11 protein-coding genes and 1 tRNA gene are annotated in these 17,100 nt (G+C 43.9%); 5 read left to right on the top strand and 7 right to left on the bottom strand.

Going from position 1 to position 17,100, the window contains the following annotated elements; all coding sequences use genetic code 11:
• Positions 1 to 5 precede the first annotated feature (5 nt).
• From idnT to idnD, 3 genes are all read right to left on the bottom strand, one after another.
• On the bottom strand, positions 6 to 1,325 hold the full coding sequence (idnT, locus tag KI228_RS19030; RefSeq protein ID WP_042999261.1) for a gnt-II system L-idonate transporter: 1,320 nt from the start codon (positions 1,323 to 1,325) through the stop codon (positions 6 to 8).
• Positions 1,326 to 1,388: 63 nt separating this feature from the next.
• Positions 1,389 to 2,153, bottom strand: coding sequence for a gluconate 5-dehydrogenase (idnO, locus tag KI228_RS19025; RefSeq protein WP_044327256.1), 765 nt, complete (start codon positions 2,151 to 2,153; stop codon positions 1,389 to 1,391).
• 11 nt (positions 2,154 to 2,164) lie between these two features.
• The gene (idnD, locus tag KI228_RS19020) at positions 2,165 to 3,208 is read right to left on the bottom strand and encodes an L-idonate 5-dehydrogenase (RefSeq protein ID WP_042999263.1); all 1,044 of its coding nucleotides are present in this window, start codon (positions 3,206 to 3,208) and stop codon (positions 2,165 to 2,167) included.
• Positions 3,209 to 3,425: 217 nt separating this feature from the next.
• On the opposite strand from idnD, the gene idnK reads away from it, so the two are divergent.
• Complete coding sequence (gene idnK, locus KI228_RS19015) at positions 3,426 to 3,968, top strand: gluconokinase (RefSeq protein ID WP_042999264.1); 543 nt, start codon at positions 3,426 to 3,428, stop codon at positions 3,966 to 3,968.
• Between the two features lie 24 nt (positions 3,969 to 3,992).
• Here idnK and ahr read toward each other — a convergent pair whose 3' ends face one another.
• Positions 3,993 to 5,012, bottom strand: coding sequence for an NADPH-dependent aldehyde reductase Ahr (gene ahr, locus KI228_RS19010; RefSeq protein ID WP_042999265.1), 1,020 nt, complete (start codon positions 5,010 to 5,012; stop codon positions 3,993 to 3,995).
• 201 nt (positions 5,013 to 5,213) lie between these two features.
• Here ahr and KI228_RS19005 point away from each other — a divergent pair.
• The 4 genes from KI228_RS19005 (at position 5,214) to KI228_RS18990 (ending at position 11,251) form a co-directional block, all read left to right on the top strand.
• A tRNA-Leu gene (locus tag KI228_RS19005) sits at positions 5,214 to 5,298 on the top strand.
• 199 nt (positions 5,299 to 5,497) lie between these two features.
• Positions 5,498 to 6,751 carry a tyrosine-type recombinase/integrase gene (locus KI228_RS19000; RefSeq protein WP_212807519.1) on the top strand — a complete coding sequence of 418 codons (1,254 nt, stop codon included), beginning with the start codon at positions 5,498 to 5,500 and terminating at the stop codon, positions 6,749 to 6,751.
• Positions 6,752 to 7,019: 268 nt separating this feature from the next.
• A complete protein-coding gene (locus tag KI228_RS18995) occupies positions 7,020 to 9,404 on the top strand; it encodes a sensor histidine kinase (protein ID WP_212807516.1) in 2,385 nt (794 codons plus the stop codon).
• Between the two features lie 2 nt (positions 9,405 to 9,406).
• The gene (locus KI228_RS18990) at positions 9,407 to 11,251 is read left to right on the top strand and encodes a hypothetical protein (RefSeq protein WP_212807514.1); all 1,845 of its coding nucleotides are present in this window, start codon (positions 9,407 to 9,409) and stop codon (positions 11,249 to 11,251) included.
• A gap of 148 nt (positions 11,252 to 11,399) precedes the next feature.
• On the opposite strand, the gene KI228_RS18985 is transcribed toward KI228_RS18990, so the two are convergent.
• From KI228_RS18985 to KI228_RS18975, 3 genes are read right to left on the bottom strand one after another with little or no spacing between them, the layout of a single operon-like run.
• Positions 11,400 to 12,239: a phosphoadenosine phosphosulfate reductase family protein gene (locus KI228_RS18985; protein ID WP_000136568.1), complete on the bottom strand. Its 840-nt coding sequence runs from the start codon at positions 12,237 to 12,239 to the stop codon at positions 11,400 to 11,402.
• A complete protein-coding gene (locus KI228_RS18980; RefSeq protein WP_212807512.1) occupies positions 12,232 to 15,564 on the bottom strand; it encodes an ATP-binding protein in 3,333 nt (1,110 codons plus the stop codon). Before KI228_RS18980 ends, KI228_RS18985 begins: the two co-directional genes overlap by 8 nt.
• Positions 15,557 to 16,447: a DUF4007 family protein gene (locus KI228_RS18975; protein WP_000929962.1), complete on the bottom strand. Its 891-nt coding sequence runs from the start codon at positions 16,445 to 16,447 to the stop codon at positions 15,557 to 15,559. Before KI228_RS18975 ends, KI228_RS18980 begins: the two co-directional genes overlap by 8 nt.
• Positions 16,448 to 17,100: the final 653 nt, after the last annotated feature.

Raw genomic sequence — 17,100 nt, 5'->3', positions numbered from 1 at the left:
ACGCCTTAATGCAGAACCGCATTCAGTGCCAGCACGCCCAGCAGTCCCATGATTGAAATCAGCGTTTCCATCACGGTCCACGTCCGCAGCGTTTCACCGACGCTGAGGTTAAAGTAGCCCTTGAACAGCCAGAATCCCGGATCGTTTACGTGCGAAGCGATTACGCTACCGGCCCCGGTCGCCAACACCATCAACGCCGGATCGGCATGGGTGACGTTAATGATCGGCAATACCACGCCAGCGGTCGTGATCGCGGCGACGGTCGCCGATCCCAGTGCAATACGCAGTAACGCGGCCACTGTCCAGCACATCAGCAGTGGCGACAACGAGGTGCCGGTCATCAGGTGTGAGATATACTGACCCACGCCGCTGTCCACCAGAACCTGTTTAAACGCGCCGCCACCGGCGATGATAAACACAATCATGGCGATGGCACCGATAGAGTCACCGACGATATCCATGATCTGTTCAATCGTCCTGCCATTGCGTCGGCCGAGAGTGAAAATCGCCAGCACGATGGCGATAAACAGCGCGACGGCAGGGTTCCCGATAAACTCAAAGAATACCCGTACCGAGTTGGTTTTGGGCAGTGTAATTTCGCACACGGCGGCAACGGCCATCAGTATGACGGGGATCACCGCCGCAAAGATACTGTTCCAGAAGGACGGCATCTCCTCTTCGGTGAACAGGTGCGGGTTAAACAACCCTTCCGGCGGCGCTTTTTCAAAGCGGGTCAGCAGTTTTGAAAACAGTGGACCTGCGACAATCACCGTAGGAATGGTGATAATAAACCCGTACAGCAACGTAGTGCCGAGGCTGGCTTCAAAAATCGTCGCAATGGCTGTCGGTCCCGGATGCGGCGGCAGGAAGCAGTGGGTGACCGAAAGGGCAGCGACCATCGGCACGCCGACATACAGCAGCGGCAAACCGGATGAGGCCACCACCGTAAATACCAACGGCAGCAGCAGTACAAAGCCGACTTCGAAGAACATCGCCAGCCCAACGACCAGTCCGGTGACGACCAGCGCCCACTGTACGCGCTTTTTACCAAACGTCCCGATCAGGGTGGTCGCGATGCGCTGCGCGGCCCCCGTATCAGAAATCAATTTTCCCAACATTGCGCCAAAACCGAGGATCATCGCCAGCCCGCCGAGCGTGCCGCCGATCCCGTTTTGAATGGAATGTAAAACGGCCTGTGCGTCCATCCCTTCGGCGAATCCCACGACGGCTGCGACCAGGACCAGGGCGATGAAGCCATTGACTTTAAAGCCAATCATCAGGACCAGAAGCAGCGCGACGCCTGCCGCAATTATGATTAATGGCATAATCTTATCTCTTATGTGTGCCAAAAAGGCAGCGCTGGCGCGCTGCGTAGGGTTGTTCAGTGGTTACACTGCGACCAGCATGCCGCCGTCGACGAACAGCAGGTGTCCGTTGACGAAGTCCGAGGCTTTGGAGGAGAGGAATACCGCCGCGCCAATCAGCTCCTGCGGATCGCCCCAGCGGGCGGCAGGGGTACGTTTGCATAACCATGAGGTGAAGGCTTCATCTTCCACCAGCGCTTTGGTCATTTCCGTTTTGAAGTACCCCGGTGCGATGCCGTTAACCTGGATGTTATGGCGCGCCAGTTCAACGCACATACCGCGAGTCAGCATCTTCACCGCACCTTTCGAGGCGGCGTACGGGGTGATGGTGTCGCGACCCAGTTCACTTTGCATTGAGCAGATGTTGATCACTTTCCCGGCCTGGCGCTCCACCATTCGGCGGGTTACCGCCTGGGAGACGAGGAACACGGCGGTCTGGTTAACGGCGATCACGTCGTTCCATTCCTGCTCAGGGAATTCGGTAAATGGGTGACGGCGCTGGATCCCGGCGTTATTGACCAGCACATCAATCGGGCCAATATCTTTTTCGATATGATCAATTGCGGCGTCAATATCCTGTTTATGCGTCACGTTAAAAGGAGCGGCAACGGCGCGGATCCCTTCTTGCTGTAGCTTTGCGACGGCAGCCTCAGCCCGTTCTGACGTAATATCGTTAACGATAATCTGCGCGCCATACTTGCCAAGACCCGTTGCCAGCAAATAACCGATCCCCTGGGCGGAACCGGTGATCAGAATATTTTTACCTGCCAGTGAAAAAAGATCGTTCATGATGTTATTCCTTATTTTTCATTCTCAAAGACGAGCTGAACTTTCGCCGCCTGGGTTTTGTCGCTGGCGAAAATCAGCGCCTGTTCCAGGTCGGTAAACGGATATTCCGCACTCAGTAGCGGCAGCGGATCGATAACGTTATGCGCCAGCCAGGAGACTGCGGTGTTAAATTCAGTGGTAAAGCGGAACGAGCCTTTCAGGGCGATCTCTTTGCCGATCAGCATCATCATCGGGAAGTCCGGAACGGCACCACCCATACCAACCTGCACCATCACCCCTTTTGCGCGGGTGACTTCCAGACAGGTGGTAATGGAGGAGGGATGACCGGAGACCTCGAAACTGATATCGAAATAGCCCTTCTCCGTTTTCCACTGGTCGAGCGCGTCATGCTGGGGATTAACCAGCGTATCCGCGCCCATTTGTTGAGCCAGCGATAGCGAACGGGGGCTGACATCGGCACAGACCACTTCCGCTGCACCCAGCGTTTTCACCGCGCTGACGATCAGGCAACCGATGGGGCCGACGCCGGAGATAAACACTTTCTTACCCTGGAGATCGCCAGCCTCATGCGCAGCATGGATGGCAACGGCCAGCGGTTCAGCAAAGGCCATGACCTTTTCGTCCGCCTGTTCCGGGTAAGGAATACACTGGGCGGTATCGACCGTTTTAAACTGGGTAAAGCCGCCGTCGACGTGCGGAAAATACATCGCACTGCCAAAAAAGCGCATTTCAGTGCACTGGTTTTCTTCATGTTGAAGACAGTATTTACAATGACCGCATGGTTTAGACGGATTAATGGCAATCGACTGCCCTTCGCGTAATGTTTCTGAATCGCTATGGACCACTTTACCAATAACTTCATGGCCTAAAATCATCGGTGCTTTGACGGTAAAATTACCGACTTTACCTTCCTGATAATAATGTAAGTCGGAGCCGCAAATTCCTCCGCGGGTTATTTTTACGAGCGTGCCTTTATTATTCCATTCGATATTCTGTTGTGTTACGGCAACAGAGCGCTTACCCGCGACAACGCAGGATTGAGTTTTCACTTCCATAAATGCCTCACTGGGTCAGGTCTTCATCTCCGGTGCATTTAAGCGGTTTTAATTGTCCTTATTTGTGAGTTAGATCACACTGGAAAATTGTTACACTACAATGTTACGCATAACGTGATGCGCTTTATAATTCTCATCTATGGAAACAAAAAAGCGTGAAATTGCCGATTGTGCAGGCGTAATATCGCGCCATGAAATATGACGCAGAGGGTTTTACATGGCCGGGGAAAGCTATATTTTGATGGGCGTTTCAGGAAGTGGTAAATCGTTAATTGGTAGTAAGGTGGCGGCATTATTATCGGCGAAGTTTATTGATGGTGACGATCTCCATCCTGCCAAAAACATTGATAAAATGTCCCAGGGAATACCATTAACCGACGAAGACAGACTGCCGTGGTTAGAACGCTTAAATGATGCATCTTATAGTCTGTATAAAAAGAATGAGACCGGGTTTATTGTGTGCTCATCATTAAAAAAGCAGTATCGCGATTTTTTACGTAAGGGCAGTCCTAACGTGCATTTTCTCTGGCTGGATGGCGACTACGATATTATCCTGGAACGGATGCAACGTCGGGCAGGGCATTTTATGCCGGTCGGTTTGCTGAAAAGTCAGTTTGAGGCGCTGGAGTGTCCATTGGCGGAGGAAGCCGATATTGCGCGTATCGACATTAATCATGACATTGAGAATGTGACGGCGCAGTGCCAACAGGCGGTTCTGGCGTTTCGCCAGGCACGAGAGCGACTCAGCACCTCACTCTGAGTTGAGAGGCACTGAGTCAGACTGTCAGAAATCGGCTTTCAGCACCACACGGTAGCGGGCTTTACCGTCGCGCACGTGCTGGATTGCCTCGTTGATTTTCGACATCGGGAACAGTTCGGTGGTTGGCGAGACTTTGCTGCGTCCGGCAAACTTCATCAGCTTACGCAGTTCATACGGTGTACCAGTCGCCGAACCGGAGACGCTGCGATCGCCGGCAATCAGCGTGAAGGCAGGGACCGGCAGCGGCTTCAGTACCGCGCCGACGGTATGGAAGTTGCCGCCGTAAGCCAGCGCTTCGAAGTAGGGTTGCCAGTCGAGATCGACATTGACGGTGTTGATAATGAGATCGAACTGGCCTGCCAGCGCCGTTAATGCCTGCGGATCGCGGCTGTTCACCACTTTATCGGCACCCATCGCCAGCACTTCTTTCTCTTTCGCCGGGTTAGAGCTGAACGCGGTGACTTCACATCCCATTGCATGCAACAGCTTGATAGCGATATGTCCCAGTCCGCCAATACCGATCACCCCAACGCGGCTCGTGGCAGTGACGTGGTGCATTAGCAGCGGTTTAAACACCGTGATACCGCCGCACAGCAGCGGACCGGCGGATTCACTATCGATGCTTTCTGGAAGCGGGATCACCCACTGCCAGTCTGCGCGCAGCTTCTCGGCAAAGCCGCCACGATTAAGAATGGTGGGCACCGCTCCTTCCAGGCAGTTGATCTGATTACCGCTGATACAAGCATCGCAGTGACCACAGCTGCGCGCCGTCCAGCCAATCCCCACGCGCTGGCCGATCTTCAGGCCTTTCGCCTGCGCCGCGCTACCGAGGGCGGCCACGCGACCAATCACCTCATGTCCGGCAACCAGTGGATACTGAGAGAATCCCCACTCGTTGTCGATCATCGACAAATCGGAATGGCAGATACCGCAGTAATCGACCTGCACCTCGACATCCTCCGGCTTGAGTTCGCCTGCATCGTATTCAAAGAGTTCGAGTTCGCTACCCGCCTCTTTTGCGGCATAGCTTTTAATCATCGACATCGTGTTTCCCTCAGTGTGGTGTTGAACAGAAAAGTGTAGAGCATGGGAAACGGCGTCGCTTTGCAGAAGGGGGGATTAAGAAGAGCGCGGGATGGATGTATGCTGATTTTTTCGACACTTAACGGAGAAGACACACGCTAGCGCTTGCATGGTTGCGTGCTACAGGTATAATCCACAACGTTTTCCGCATACCTCTTCAGTGCCGAAGTGGCGAAATCGGTAGACGCAGTTGATTCAAAATCAACCGTAGAAATACGTGCCGGTTCGAGTCCGGCCTTCGGCACCATCGGAACATCAATAGACGTCAACGGACGTCTTTTTTTGTGCCTGAAATCCAGTATCCGCAAGGCTTTCCTCGATTTTCCTTTCAACAGAAGTCAATCTGAGTCAACCCACATCAAGTCGCTTGTGAGTATAGAACCGAGTATATATGCTGGTTCGATAATGGTTGTATACTCACAGCGGCACATGGAAGGAGAACTTTTATGGCTCTGACAGATATCAAAGTGCGTTCTGCAAAACCACAGGAAAAGGAGTATACCCTTGCCGATGGGGATGGCATGTTTTTGCTCATTCACCCTAACGGCTCAAAATACTGGCGGTTCCGCTTTCGCTTTGGTGGTAAGCAGCACCTGATGGCATTTGGGGTTTATCCTGAAACGTCACTGGCTGATGCTCGTCAAAAAAGGGAAGAGGCCAGAAAACTTGTTGCTGCAGGCATCGATCCCCGTGAACACAAACGTGCAGTGAAAGAAGAGCAGACGAAAGAGGCTATTACCTTTGAGTCAGTTGCCAGAGAGTGGCACGCAGTAAATAAAAAATGGACAGAAGAACATAGCCGACGGGTGCTGAAGAGCCTGGAAGATAATTTGTTCCCAGCAATTGGGAAGCGGAGTATTGATAGTTTTAGTACGCGCGATCTCCTTGTCCCTATCAAAGTAGTTGAGGCTACAGGGCGTCTTGAAGTGGCTTCGCGTCTTCAGCAGCGTACCAATGCGATTATGCGTTATGCAGTGCAAAGCGGTTTGATCGATTACAATCCTGCTCAGGAGATGGCTGGGGCAGTTGCTTCAAGTAATCGTGTCCATCGACCAGCACTTGAACTGAAACGCTTACCTGAACTACTCCAGCGAATTGATAGCTACTCCGGACGACCTTTAACCCGTCTGGCTGTTGAGCTCACGTTATTAATCTTTATTCGTTCCAGTGAGTTGCGCTTTGCCCGTTGGCCAGAGATCGATTTTGAAAGGGCAATGTGGACAATCCCGGCAGAACGAGAAGCTATTGAAGGAGTGAAGTATTCGGAACGTGGCTCGAAAATGCGTACTCCTCATTTAGTGCCGCTTTCTCGTCAGGCACTGGCAATCCTTAAACAGGTTCATAAGCTTAGTGGCGAGCGCGATTTTGTTTTCGTTGGAGATCACAATCCTTGTAAACCGATGAGTGAAAATACAGTGAACAAGGCGCTGCGCGTGATGGGATATGACACTAAGATTGAGGTTTGCGGTCATGGCTTCAGGACCATGGCATGTAGCTCGTTGATTGAATCAGGGCTGTGGTCTAGGGACGCTGTTGAAAGGCAGATGAGCCATATGGAGCATAACTCTGTACGTGCTGCTTACATTCATAAGGCTCAACACTTGGATGAGCGTAAAATGATGCTGCAGTGGTGGGCAGATTTTCTTGATGTAAATCGGGTGAAGGGCGTCAGCCCATTTGATTTTGCCAAGGAGAAATGAGCTATGGTAATGAGGTTATAGATAAGAGAGAATACTACTTTATCGCGGGTTTTTAGTGGCTGGCAGGTCTAGATGAGTAGAAAATTCAAGTAATCTACACTCACTCGACTTAAAGATGGGGCCTTTTAAAAGGTCCTGCTTTGATGCTTACTGGAATGATAACCGTCCTAATCGTTGGCGAGTTTGTTCCATAAGTCCTGAATCCATAGGTTTTCTCTCTCATTGATATTAAGTAGCACCCATAAATTTTATTCAAGGATAAGAGATAATGGCAAATTTTTCGGTAGCTGCGAGAACATTAATTCATTTAGGGGCGGAACTGATTACCTCAGATGAAGTTGCTATAAATGAACTTGTTAAGAATGCTTTTGATGCCGAATCTAAACGGGTTAGGATAAATGTATTCATACCTATTTCGCATTCGTTAATAGATGACTGCCTTGCAATACTCGACAATAGTAAAAAAGAGGAAGCTCTTCAAGATGATATTTTTCATATAAAGAAAATGTTAATTGAAAGTGTTTCTGAACCTTCTATTGCAGCCCAAGTAGAAGAGTTGTTGCTAAACTTAACTTCAGATTCTAGCAAGGATGAAGCAAAAAAAATAGTCGAGTCGATAAACTATATAACAATCGAAGATTCTGGTTGTGGAATGGATTTAGCGACACTTGAAACGGTATTTTTGGCAATAGGCACTCCCTCTAAAGTAAACTCTGAAAGTACAAAAGACTTAAATAGAAAAATCCTAGGCAATAAAGGTATTGGACGTTTAGCAATGATGAGACTTGGGGATATTGCCAACGTTACATCTTGGGTTGAACAAGGTAGTGCCCATGAAATTGAATTCGACTGGCGAATGTTTGACGATCCTGAAAAAATAATCACCGATATTGAATTTGAAATAAAACCGACCACTTGTCCAAGGCCAACACCTTCAGGGACTGTAATAAAGATAACAGCACTTAAAAGCTCTTGGACTGAAGAAAAAGTTCGCGAAAAGCTCGTGGGTGATTTTTTTAGAAGGTTACAAAACCCATTTGTGATGTCATTGGATGAAGGTAGCTCCGATAACACAAAAAAAAATAAAAAGAATAGAACTGTAGGCTTTCCAATAGATGTTCATATTAATGGAGGAACTCGAATACCTATCGAAGGTATGAAGAAAGTGTTAACAGATTTAGTTCAGGCTGATATGGAGCTCTGGTTTGACCCAAACGGGATTGGTGATACACCTGAAGTTATTCTCCGTACGAGTTTGACTGACTACCAACGTGGAAATGAACCTGAAAATACTAATAGAACAATAGAAGAAGTAACACATGTTTTAAATGTTAATTTTGAAGCACTTAAGAAAATTGGCCCCGTAAGAGCTACTATTAGATGGTTTAATAGAGAACGGTTACGCCAGCAAGCTACTTTGCATGGTAACTGGAAAGCAGCGAAGGCCGAATTAGATTTATGGTGTGGAGGAATAGCAATATATCGAGATGGTTTTCGCATTGGATTTTCTGGACAATCAACCGGCGAAGACTGGCTGGGACTAGATAGTTCTGCTCTTAAGAGAGGAGGTTTTGCTGTAAACCGTATTCAGACTGTCGGTGCGTTAGAGATTTCAAGAAAAGAAAATCCCGGTTTGGTTGATAGATCTAATAGAGAAGGATTGATTGAATCACCAGAATCCAATCTTGTAAGAGATATGCTGTCGAAATTTGCTATTGATGAACTTCGTCGCTACATCGGTCATGAAGGGCAAGAAGAGAAGAAAGCACGTCTAAATGATATAGTTGAAAGCGCTCCTGCAACTATACGCGCTCGGATACTGCAAGCTGAGCAAGGACTCACATCTATAAGGTCTAAGGTTCCCGCAGATGTTCAAGAATCAGTACAATCAATCGCAAATAATTTACACTTTATAAAAAATGAAGTAACTCGTTTTGAAGAGGCTAGCAAACTAGCAACAGAGAGACGTGAGGATATTCTTGAACTTGCTGGTGTTGGAACCGTAATGTCTGGTGTACTACATGAGCTCACTAGGACAACAGGCCACACTCGACAGCTGTTACAAAAGTTATCTAAAGATGAGTCTCCTGGTACTAAAGCTTTATTAACGAAGCTAGATTCGGAAATTAAAGCGATCAATACGCGACTTCGACAGTTAGATCCTTTAACACCTTCTGGAAGGCATCGCAAAGAAATATTTAATTTGTCAGCATTGCTGAATACTATATTAGAAGGGTATGGAGCTCGCTTTGAACGGCATAATATAATTCCAGAATTCAAAATCTCTGGAGCTGATGATACTCAACCTGTCGAAGTAAATATGGTACGTGGTTTTGTTAGCCTTGCAATTGAGAATTTAATTACAAACTCGGTTTATTGGGTTCAGCAGGGGGGGAGAAGTGATCGTCGTATTACTTTAGAACTAGATGCAGAATCTAGGACATTAACTTTGCGTGATAATGGGCCAGGTATTTCTCCTGCAGATAAAGACAGAATTTTCACTGCAGGATTTACAATGCGACCTAAAGGGCAGGGTTTGGGTCTTTTCATTGCAGCTGAAGTGGCTACCTATCATGATGCGAGGCTTTTGTTGGACTCTGCTGATGAGGATGGCCGATATAGAGGTTTTGTCTTGGAGCTTCCAAAGGAATGATTATGGATATTCAAAAGTCATTTACTGAATCAAAAATTTTAAAAGTAGCGATCGTTGACGACGATTTGTCCGATTTAATTACTATGGACGATCTGAATACTATAGACAATGATATTGCCAGTTTGCTTGGTGATCCATCCGATCCTGATTGTGAAAGTTACCATGAACTACTAGCATCTGAAGGCTATGATCTTGACGAAATAGAAGATCTTGCTCAACCTCTTTCAAATAAATCAATTAGAGAAAAAGCTCCTGAGCGTCTAAAAAATGCGGCAAATAAAATTATCGAATTTCGTTATGATAACGCCAAGCCAATTAGACGTGTTAAACAATTACTACTGGAAGCTGGCATTTTAGAGGATAATATTCATTATTATTTTAGCCCTGAAATACCTAATGAAGAGTTTTATGATCTTTTAGTGATAGATTACTTCTTGGTAAAAAATTCCTCCAAGCATACTTTACCTTTTATCAAAAAAATACTCTCAACTCATGAAAAGGCACCAAAGCCTTTACAAGTTATTCTGATGTCGACTTATGAGGCAGAGTTAAAAGCAGAATTCAGGAATATTCGTCCCGAGATAAGAACTTCAAGCTCAAGAATGAGAATCATGAGCAAACCAATGTCTGATGATGATTTAGTATACTGGCGCTCTGCTTTGTTCCAGTTATCTTCAGATCGACAATTTGTCGATGCAGTAGAAAAATTTGTTACTGAAACAATAAGTGGTTTTCAACATGCTGCACAAGAACAAGCTAAAAGATTATGGGAGCTTGATCTTCAGGCAATGGATATTCTCCATGAAGCTGCAACATCTGATAATGATGATTTTTGCCGCTATGTTGAAGAATGCCTAAGTAGACAATTATTAACGGCTCTAGAAGAATGCTCTGGTATAAGAAAATCATTAGGTGTTTTAGGTGAATCATTAATAAAACATAGAGCTAACAACGTAATTGCGCCTGTTACTGAAATTGGTGATTCGAGGGCGGCAATTAGAACACTAATGAGGAGTATGGAATGGCGTGGGGGAAATACCCCTAGCATGACAGAGTTTAAAGACCCTAAAGACAGAGCAAAGTGGATTCAGAAAAATCTGAGATTTGGAATGGTACTAAAATCACCAGATGATAAAAGATGGCTTAATTTAACTCAAGCGTGTGATCTTGCACAAACAAAAGAGGATAATTTAAATTCGGTATCTCTCTTGCTTATTAGTGGTTCCTATGCTCGGCCAGTTGGACGTGAGAATGGGCAATCATTAGTGTATTTGAACACATCATTATCTGATGCAGGTAGTGAGGTTTTGTGTTGGGATGTACGTAATGTTCAAACGCCCTCAATATTTGATTTTGCTCAAACGTTTTATAATGGCTGGTCAATTACTGGAGAGCTTCGTCTAGACCAAGCTCAAAGTATAGCTGCTTTATATAGTTCTCGAACTTTAAGGGTTGGTCTTCAAAAAAGGCTAAGTAGCTGGTGTCTTGATGGTAAAGCTTTATTCATAAACAAATTAAATAACAGCGCTCCAAGTGATAAAATCGGGGGTACGACTATTTCTGGTCATGCGATGAATCGTGGTAAACCTGACGAAGTACATATCGATAAAGATAGCATGATAAAGCTTCAAAGAGATTTTCCTAATAGTATTAATAAAATATCTCTGAAATTATATATGGGAATGCAGCTAAAGCCTGGTTCAAAAAACCAAGAAGAAGGTATTTTGATTTATTGTGCTGAAAAGCCGGAGAATATAGAATCACTTCGTAGGGCTATTAATGATAATGATTTTTTAAATCGTGATGTTAATCAAAATAAAGTGGTAATAGCTCTATGGCATAAGTGATTTGATTTATTGCTAATTTATCAGGTGTATTATTTTCTCAATGTGAGCTAATTATTTTTTTATTAGCTCACATTGATATCCATTTATGTTAAATGATAAGGGGAAATTGTACTATAAAATATAGACCAGATTAATTTACCCCTTCTTTTTATTTATGGCAAATTGCGCATGAGCCTCCGCCTTCATCTTCCCCATAAATTTCATCAATATCAATGAGAGTCTCACCAGGGCGTAGTGGGTTAATGATTTTTTTCGCTTTGAGTCTGGCTTGCCGCTTTTCAAAATCAGTGACAATTTGAGCAATTCTTTCAGGCTCCTCAAGTGACTCTAGTGATTCACCTTTAGTCCAGGTAAAGGGAGAACCATGTTCAATTGCATTTTTTTCATATCGTTTAGCTTCTTCAAATGCCTCTGGGTGACGCTCTTTTAATCTTACCCACTCAATCTTTTGTTGGAAGAAGCAAAAAGTACAGCCGCTACGTGATCGCCATTCATAATATTTTGGAAGACCAACTCCTGATGAGTCAAGAATATCCATAACACCTTTCCGATCTATTCCGGCATCTCTAAATGGTAAACTAATAGTTAAATTCGCATTTTTCGAACTATATCCTTCACGGTAATCTTCGTCTGCTCTTATTGCTACATAGCTTGTAACTTTATCACCAGCATTAAGCATCGGACGAACCCACTGTTCGAAGGGCGCGAGTTTTAACTGACGAGTACACCAACGAGTCTGCGGCGAGGGTAGAAAATGATTATATTCACGTAACCAGAAATCAAAACCACGTCTAGGGTTTAGTCTGGCAATCGGTTTGCCTAAAAATCCTTCTAATCGCCCCAAAAACTCATAGACTTCAGGTAATTCTTTACCTGTATCAGTAAAGAAATAGTCGATATCTAACTCGGGGCGTGTCTGGCGCATGAAAACAGCAAGTGCAGCACTGTCTTTACCCCCAGAAATACCAAGTACATGCTTTTCAGTCATTCTTAACCTCAACATCATGCTGAGCGATTTTAATACAAGCTTTACCTAATGCAGCCATTATAATATCTGGGTTTAATCCTTTTCCAGATAATGTTCTAATTAACTCACCGGCGAGGTTGTCAATCTGATGGTTGAATTGCTCAGGTATACTGAATTCGTGTTTGAATGTTTTCATTTCTGAACCAGCTCCAATAACCACTGCAAATGCCTCGCTTGATGGTTTTCGTCCTTGGATCGATACTAATGCTTCGGATTGGCGAAACCGCAGTGCAAAATTGGCTATTTCCATAAGTGCTAAATCAATATCTCGATCATTCCAGTCTCTTGGAGGCTTGTTTGCAGCTAGGCTGAGTATACCTTCTATAGAATAATGACTACCATCGTACGTAGCTAAACGTGTTGAAAAGGCATCTTGCCGAAGTTCGCCAGTGATACCGGATAACGTTTCAGCACGTTTTCGTAGTGTAGATAAGTCATCTTTATTAGCATTCAGAGCTTTTAGCATTCTTGATGCAAATTGGTCTAAGAGTTTGTCATAGGCACTCCAAAGTTCTTTTACTGGAGCCTGTAATGCATCAACATAATTTTTCCCACTTTCTACATTTAGAGCCGCGGCTAAATCAATAAATAAAACTTTATGAGGATCGCTAGCTTTTAATAGTGTATCTCGTACCTTCTTCGCATTAGATGAAAGTCTCGCCGTCCTTTGTGTCCAATTTGGGAGTCCAACAATCATGGCAACTAAACTTCTGGCAGCTTCTAACGGTTCAGCTGAATTAGACATGAGACCAATAGAATCAAGAAGTTTACCAATTCCTACTAGAATCTTTTGTTTTTCATCATCAATTACAATCCACCGCAAGGAAAAACGTTTTTCATCCTGCAAGTATTCATCAATATCTGCATCAGTAAAAGTAGGAATAAATAATCCATCTTTATAAATGGCAATATTACTTTTAGATGCCAGAAGGAAGGCCATAAATATTATCGGTATAACACCTTTTTTTAAACCAAATGGAGGTTTAGCCCAAAGGGTATGAATATCAGATACTGATATCATTTGATTTTTATTTTTAATGAAATCATGCGTTTTCTTCCAAAGACCATAAAACGACGAATGCTTGTCGCTGACCGCAGGAAGAAAATGATAATACCCATCATGATGCTTCGCATACAAGCCGGTACGATGGAGAATCGTTTCATATAGGCCGCGTGAGGCAGGATATCCCTCAATTCCAAGATGGAGTTCACCCTCATTTTCTAGCATTCGATATAACAATTCTTTCCTGGCTTTTACGCTATTGCTGGATAAATTATCACGATTAACTAATTCACTCCATAACCTTGGAGCTTTGTAGTAAATATTATCTGCAAGAGAGGATGCAATTGATGATAAAGTACCTTTAGGTTCCGCCTGAGCAGTATCTATACACCATTCCGCAGTCGCTAATGCCTCTGCTAACTGTTCTTCTAATGTTGATTGCGTTGCACTTATCCTTGCTTGGACTTCTCTTCGTGCAACAGCATCACCTTGTAATTCATGTCCACGTTTAGTTTGGACTATTTGAAGTGCTAGGAGTTCGGCACCTAAATCTTCTATGCGCAGGTAGTTATGTGGAATCCCGGCAACAATGGGCCATGGCTTTGAACGAGAAGCATCAGCACAAATTATTTTAGCTTGTTCTTCATTTACATTTCTTTCAGGAAGTGCCAGAAGAAATAATCCAAACTCTCCGTTACGTGGCTGGAACTCTTCTGAATATTTTTTTACCTCGTTAAGGTGACAAAGTGCAATATTCATCCAGCGAAAAGTACCAGTTTGATGGTAATGCCTTTTTGCAATTACAGGATAAAGATTAGCAATTTTATTCAGTTGACTAAAATCTGTTCCAAGCATGGTTGCACGTGATTGTGCAACGGCTTGGTCAATATTAAAATCACTTCCTTCAAAAACAGACCATGCCCCGGTATGTTTTTTGAATATGATAACACGCCATTTAGAAAGATCTTCGAGTGCGGATCTAATATTTTCAATAGAAGTATTCAAGAATAATGATTCTAGTATGCTTGTTTCAGCGGTCAATCCTGAACCATCTTTGAAAAGGTCAAGTATTGCAATACATTTAATTAAATCAATATGCAATATATTATCAGATTTTGCCTCCGCACGTTCTACAGCGTCTACCGCTTGTGCCCAACGATGTCCATCATTAGAGGCCAAAATTAATTGTTCAAGATTTGCTCTTAAGTAATCGAAATAGTTTGAGGGAAGATACCAAGTAGCCTCTTCAAATGTGGTTAGATTGAGATAGTTTTGAAACCCGAAAGGTTCAGAGGACGAGAGAAAACCAAAAGTTGAACGCTCGTTCTGTCCAAACTGACGTTTTGATATAGGTCCTAATAAAGCAGCCATTACCGGGTGTAAAGGCCAACACTTGGATAATGCATAATCATATTGCTTTCCAACCATTGGGCGTCGATCATAAATAGCATCCGCGACTACTTGCGCTACTTTTTGAGTGTATTTGGGTCTTTTTTTAACATCTAGCGCTTTACCTATAAGTTCAACAACTTCATCACTCCCTGCAACTAAGGGAATATCAGCATAACGGCCTTGGATTTTAGTCCACTCTTCACGAGTTTCAAGTCCAAGTCGAACAGCATATTGTCCAAAAGATTGATGTAATATACCTAAGATAATGACTTTACCATTTGTACGTGCTGCAGATTCAGCAAGCTCTTGGTAAAAATAAATATCATCGCCATTTCCTAAAGCTGATGCTTCAAGGAACTTACCTAGCTCGTCAATGATAAGCAAGGTACCATCTAACTTCGCTTCATCTGCAGCACTGCATATGTGTTTAATAAGTAATGATGCTGATTTTTTATAATCTTTATCACTACCACAAACATTATTGAGAGTTTGCGAAATTTGTTGGATTATGCTACCTCTGCGGCCAATAACTGGAAGTATTAACCATCCTTTTTTAACTTGGAATGCTTTATCAAAATCACTTTGTGAATCGACATTTAACAATGACCTTGCTTTTTCACGTAGAGCTTTGTTAGGTGATAATGAACTTGCAAGAACTAACGCTAATGATGATTTCCCACTTCCATACGGACCAGTCCATGTGAAAGCTCGCTGTTGGCTATTCAGAACCTGCTTGGACATGTTTTCAAGAACGCTTTGTGCCGTGCCATTGCATACATATCCATCAAGCGCATCTTCGCGGCCAAGATCAGCATCAATACGGATGGAACGTTGGTATTGTCTCGCAATGCGAACCTGTTCTGAAAGAAGGTTTTTATTATGTTTAGTCATAAGCCTTTCCAAGCATGTTCAATTTAATTACTTCTGTTTCTGATGTTTTACGATGAACCTGGCGTAAACCAGCTGTATCAGTCCATATAAATGAACCTTCAGTTAACTCTTCTAATGCGAATAATCGTTCTGCAATAGAGTCTTCATCGAGCTTAAATACTCTACCCGGAGAACCGTCCCCATATGCAATTGTTTCGAAGGATAATGAGCTGAGATTTAGGGCCTTACGCTCCCAATAATCGATCAGAGCATAAGCAAATACACCATCAGACAAAGTAATCTTTGGACCTCGACGAAATGAAAAGTGTCCTTTTTTTTCTTCAGCTAGTAAACCTAATTCACCAAGCATAGGTTCGGCAAAGTCTTCAGGAGTGGTTCCACTCGACCGCGGTGCATAACTACGCAAACATGTCTCAATATCTCGAGAAAGTGTCATTGGTGATAGTTTTCTCCCAGGACAACATTGCGTAGCATAGTCAGCTAAAAGAGCCCGGAGGTCTTCTTGTGTAAAAGATGAAGAAACAACATGGTTAAATAACCAGTACCAAGTTGTCGAGCGTTCTCCTTTTCCTGAAAGCTTCCAATGGCTAAGCCATGCTGTCGAGGGATGCTCTGAATAAGGATCAAGCCCATGTTCGCTAAATATTTTAATAGCAAATTCTGTAAGTTTGAATTTACCATCCTCTTCTCGCATTACTTCACAGGCGAGTGCCCAATGCTTGATTGATGCGACCATGTTTTTGCCTACACCAAATTTGGCAATGGCCTCATCATTCGAAAAAACCGATTTGTCAATAGAACCATCCGGCGCTGCATAACTGCAGGTTTTTTTTAACCACATTTGTCTTAGTGGGAAGGTCTCGTGACCTGAAAAGTGAGCCATGACTTATCCTAATGCGATAACAACTTTGTATAAGCTGATTGTACAGGAACTGGAGAGTTTCACCAGTGGCGGCTTTTGGACATCATTGGGGTGGCGTAGCGGTTTTTTTTTATTTTTTTCGTTAAAATACATATTGTTAATTGTTTTTTATTGCGGAGGGGAACTGTCTATATCTTCTCATGCATCGGGATTTTTAACAGGCCTGAGCTGGCATGTTCTACCGTTTCACACAGAAAGGAACAGTTAGTTTCAAACGGATACTTATCAATCAGTGGTGTGAGAAATGCTAAGAGTGGGAAACGCACTTAAGTTTATGATTTCTTAGTGACCAGTTTTTAACCATGAGCTAATCTTAAAATCTGATTTTTATCAATGAGTTAATGTTGATGTACTATGCGGCAATGAATGAAGTGTATTGCCATTCCGAATTTTAGCTCATTTTTTAGCCATTTCCATACTTTTTTGCGTGAATATTTTATGAACAATGTTCCTTTCATAACTTATCTGTCTCAAATGATACGTTTGGAGTTTACAATTACTAAATATTTAATGTAAGTGGGAACAGCTATTTTTTGTTCATATTAGCTCCCAGCAGCAAAAGACTCGTATTTGTTCATTAAACTTCTCAGTAGTAGCTTCTCCTCCTAAAGTCC

Origin of the sequence: Citrobacter amalonaticus, from assembly GCF_018323885.1 — a bacterium.
Lineage (GTDB): Bacteria > Pseudomonadota > Gammaproteobacteria > Enterobacterales > Enterobacteriaceae > Citrobacter_A > Citrobacter_A amalonaticus.
Note: the sequence above shows the minus strand (reverse complement) of the source record. Positions and strands in the feature narration are given on the sequence as shown.

Bases quoted from the DNA above. Each gene is read 5' to 3' on its own strand.
- idnD (WP_042999263.1), bottom strand. From the start codon at position 3,208: ATGGAAGTGAAAACTCAATCCTGCGTTGTCGCGGGTAAGCGCTCTGTT.
- KI228_RS18990 (WP_212807514.1), top strand. From the start codon at position 9,407: ATGGATATTCAAAAGTCATTTACTGAATCAAAAATTTTAAAAGTAGCG.
- KI228_RS19000 (WP_212807519.1), top strand. From the start codon at position 5,498: ATGGCTCTGACAGATATCAAAGTGCGTTCTGCAAAACCACAGGAAAAG.
- KI228_RS18980 (WP_212807512.1), bottom strand. From the start codon at position 15,564: ATGACTAAACATAATAAAAACCTTCTTTCAGAACAGGTTCGCATTGCG.
- ahr (WP_042999265.1), bottom strand. From the start codon at position 5,012: ATGTCGATGATTAAAAGCTATGCCGCAAAAGAGGCGGGTAGCGAACTC.
- idnT (WP_042999261.1), bottom strand. From the start codon at position 1,325: ATGCCATTAATCATAATTGCGGCAGGCGTCGCGCTGCTTCTGGTCCTG.
- KI228_RS18975 (WP_000929962.1), bottom strand. From the start codon at position 16,447: ATGGCTCACTTTTCAGGTCACGAGACCTTCCCACTAAGACAAATGTGG.
- idnO (WP_044327256.1), bottom strand. From the start codon at position 2,153: ATGAACGATCTTTTTTCACTGGCAGGTAAAAATATTCTGATCACCGGT.
- KI228_RS18985 (WP_000136568.1), bottom strand. From the start codon at position 12,239: ATGACTGAAAAGCATGTACTTGGTATTTCTGGGGGTAAAGACAGTGCT.
- KI228_RS18995 (WP_212807516.1), top strand. From the start codon at position 7,020: ATGGCAAATTTTTCGGTAGCTGCGAGAACATTAATTCATTTAGGGGCG.
- idnK (WP_042999264.1), top strand. From the start codon at position 3,426: ATGGCCGGGGAAAGCTATATTTTGATGGGCGTTTCAGGAAGTGGTAAA.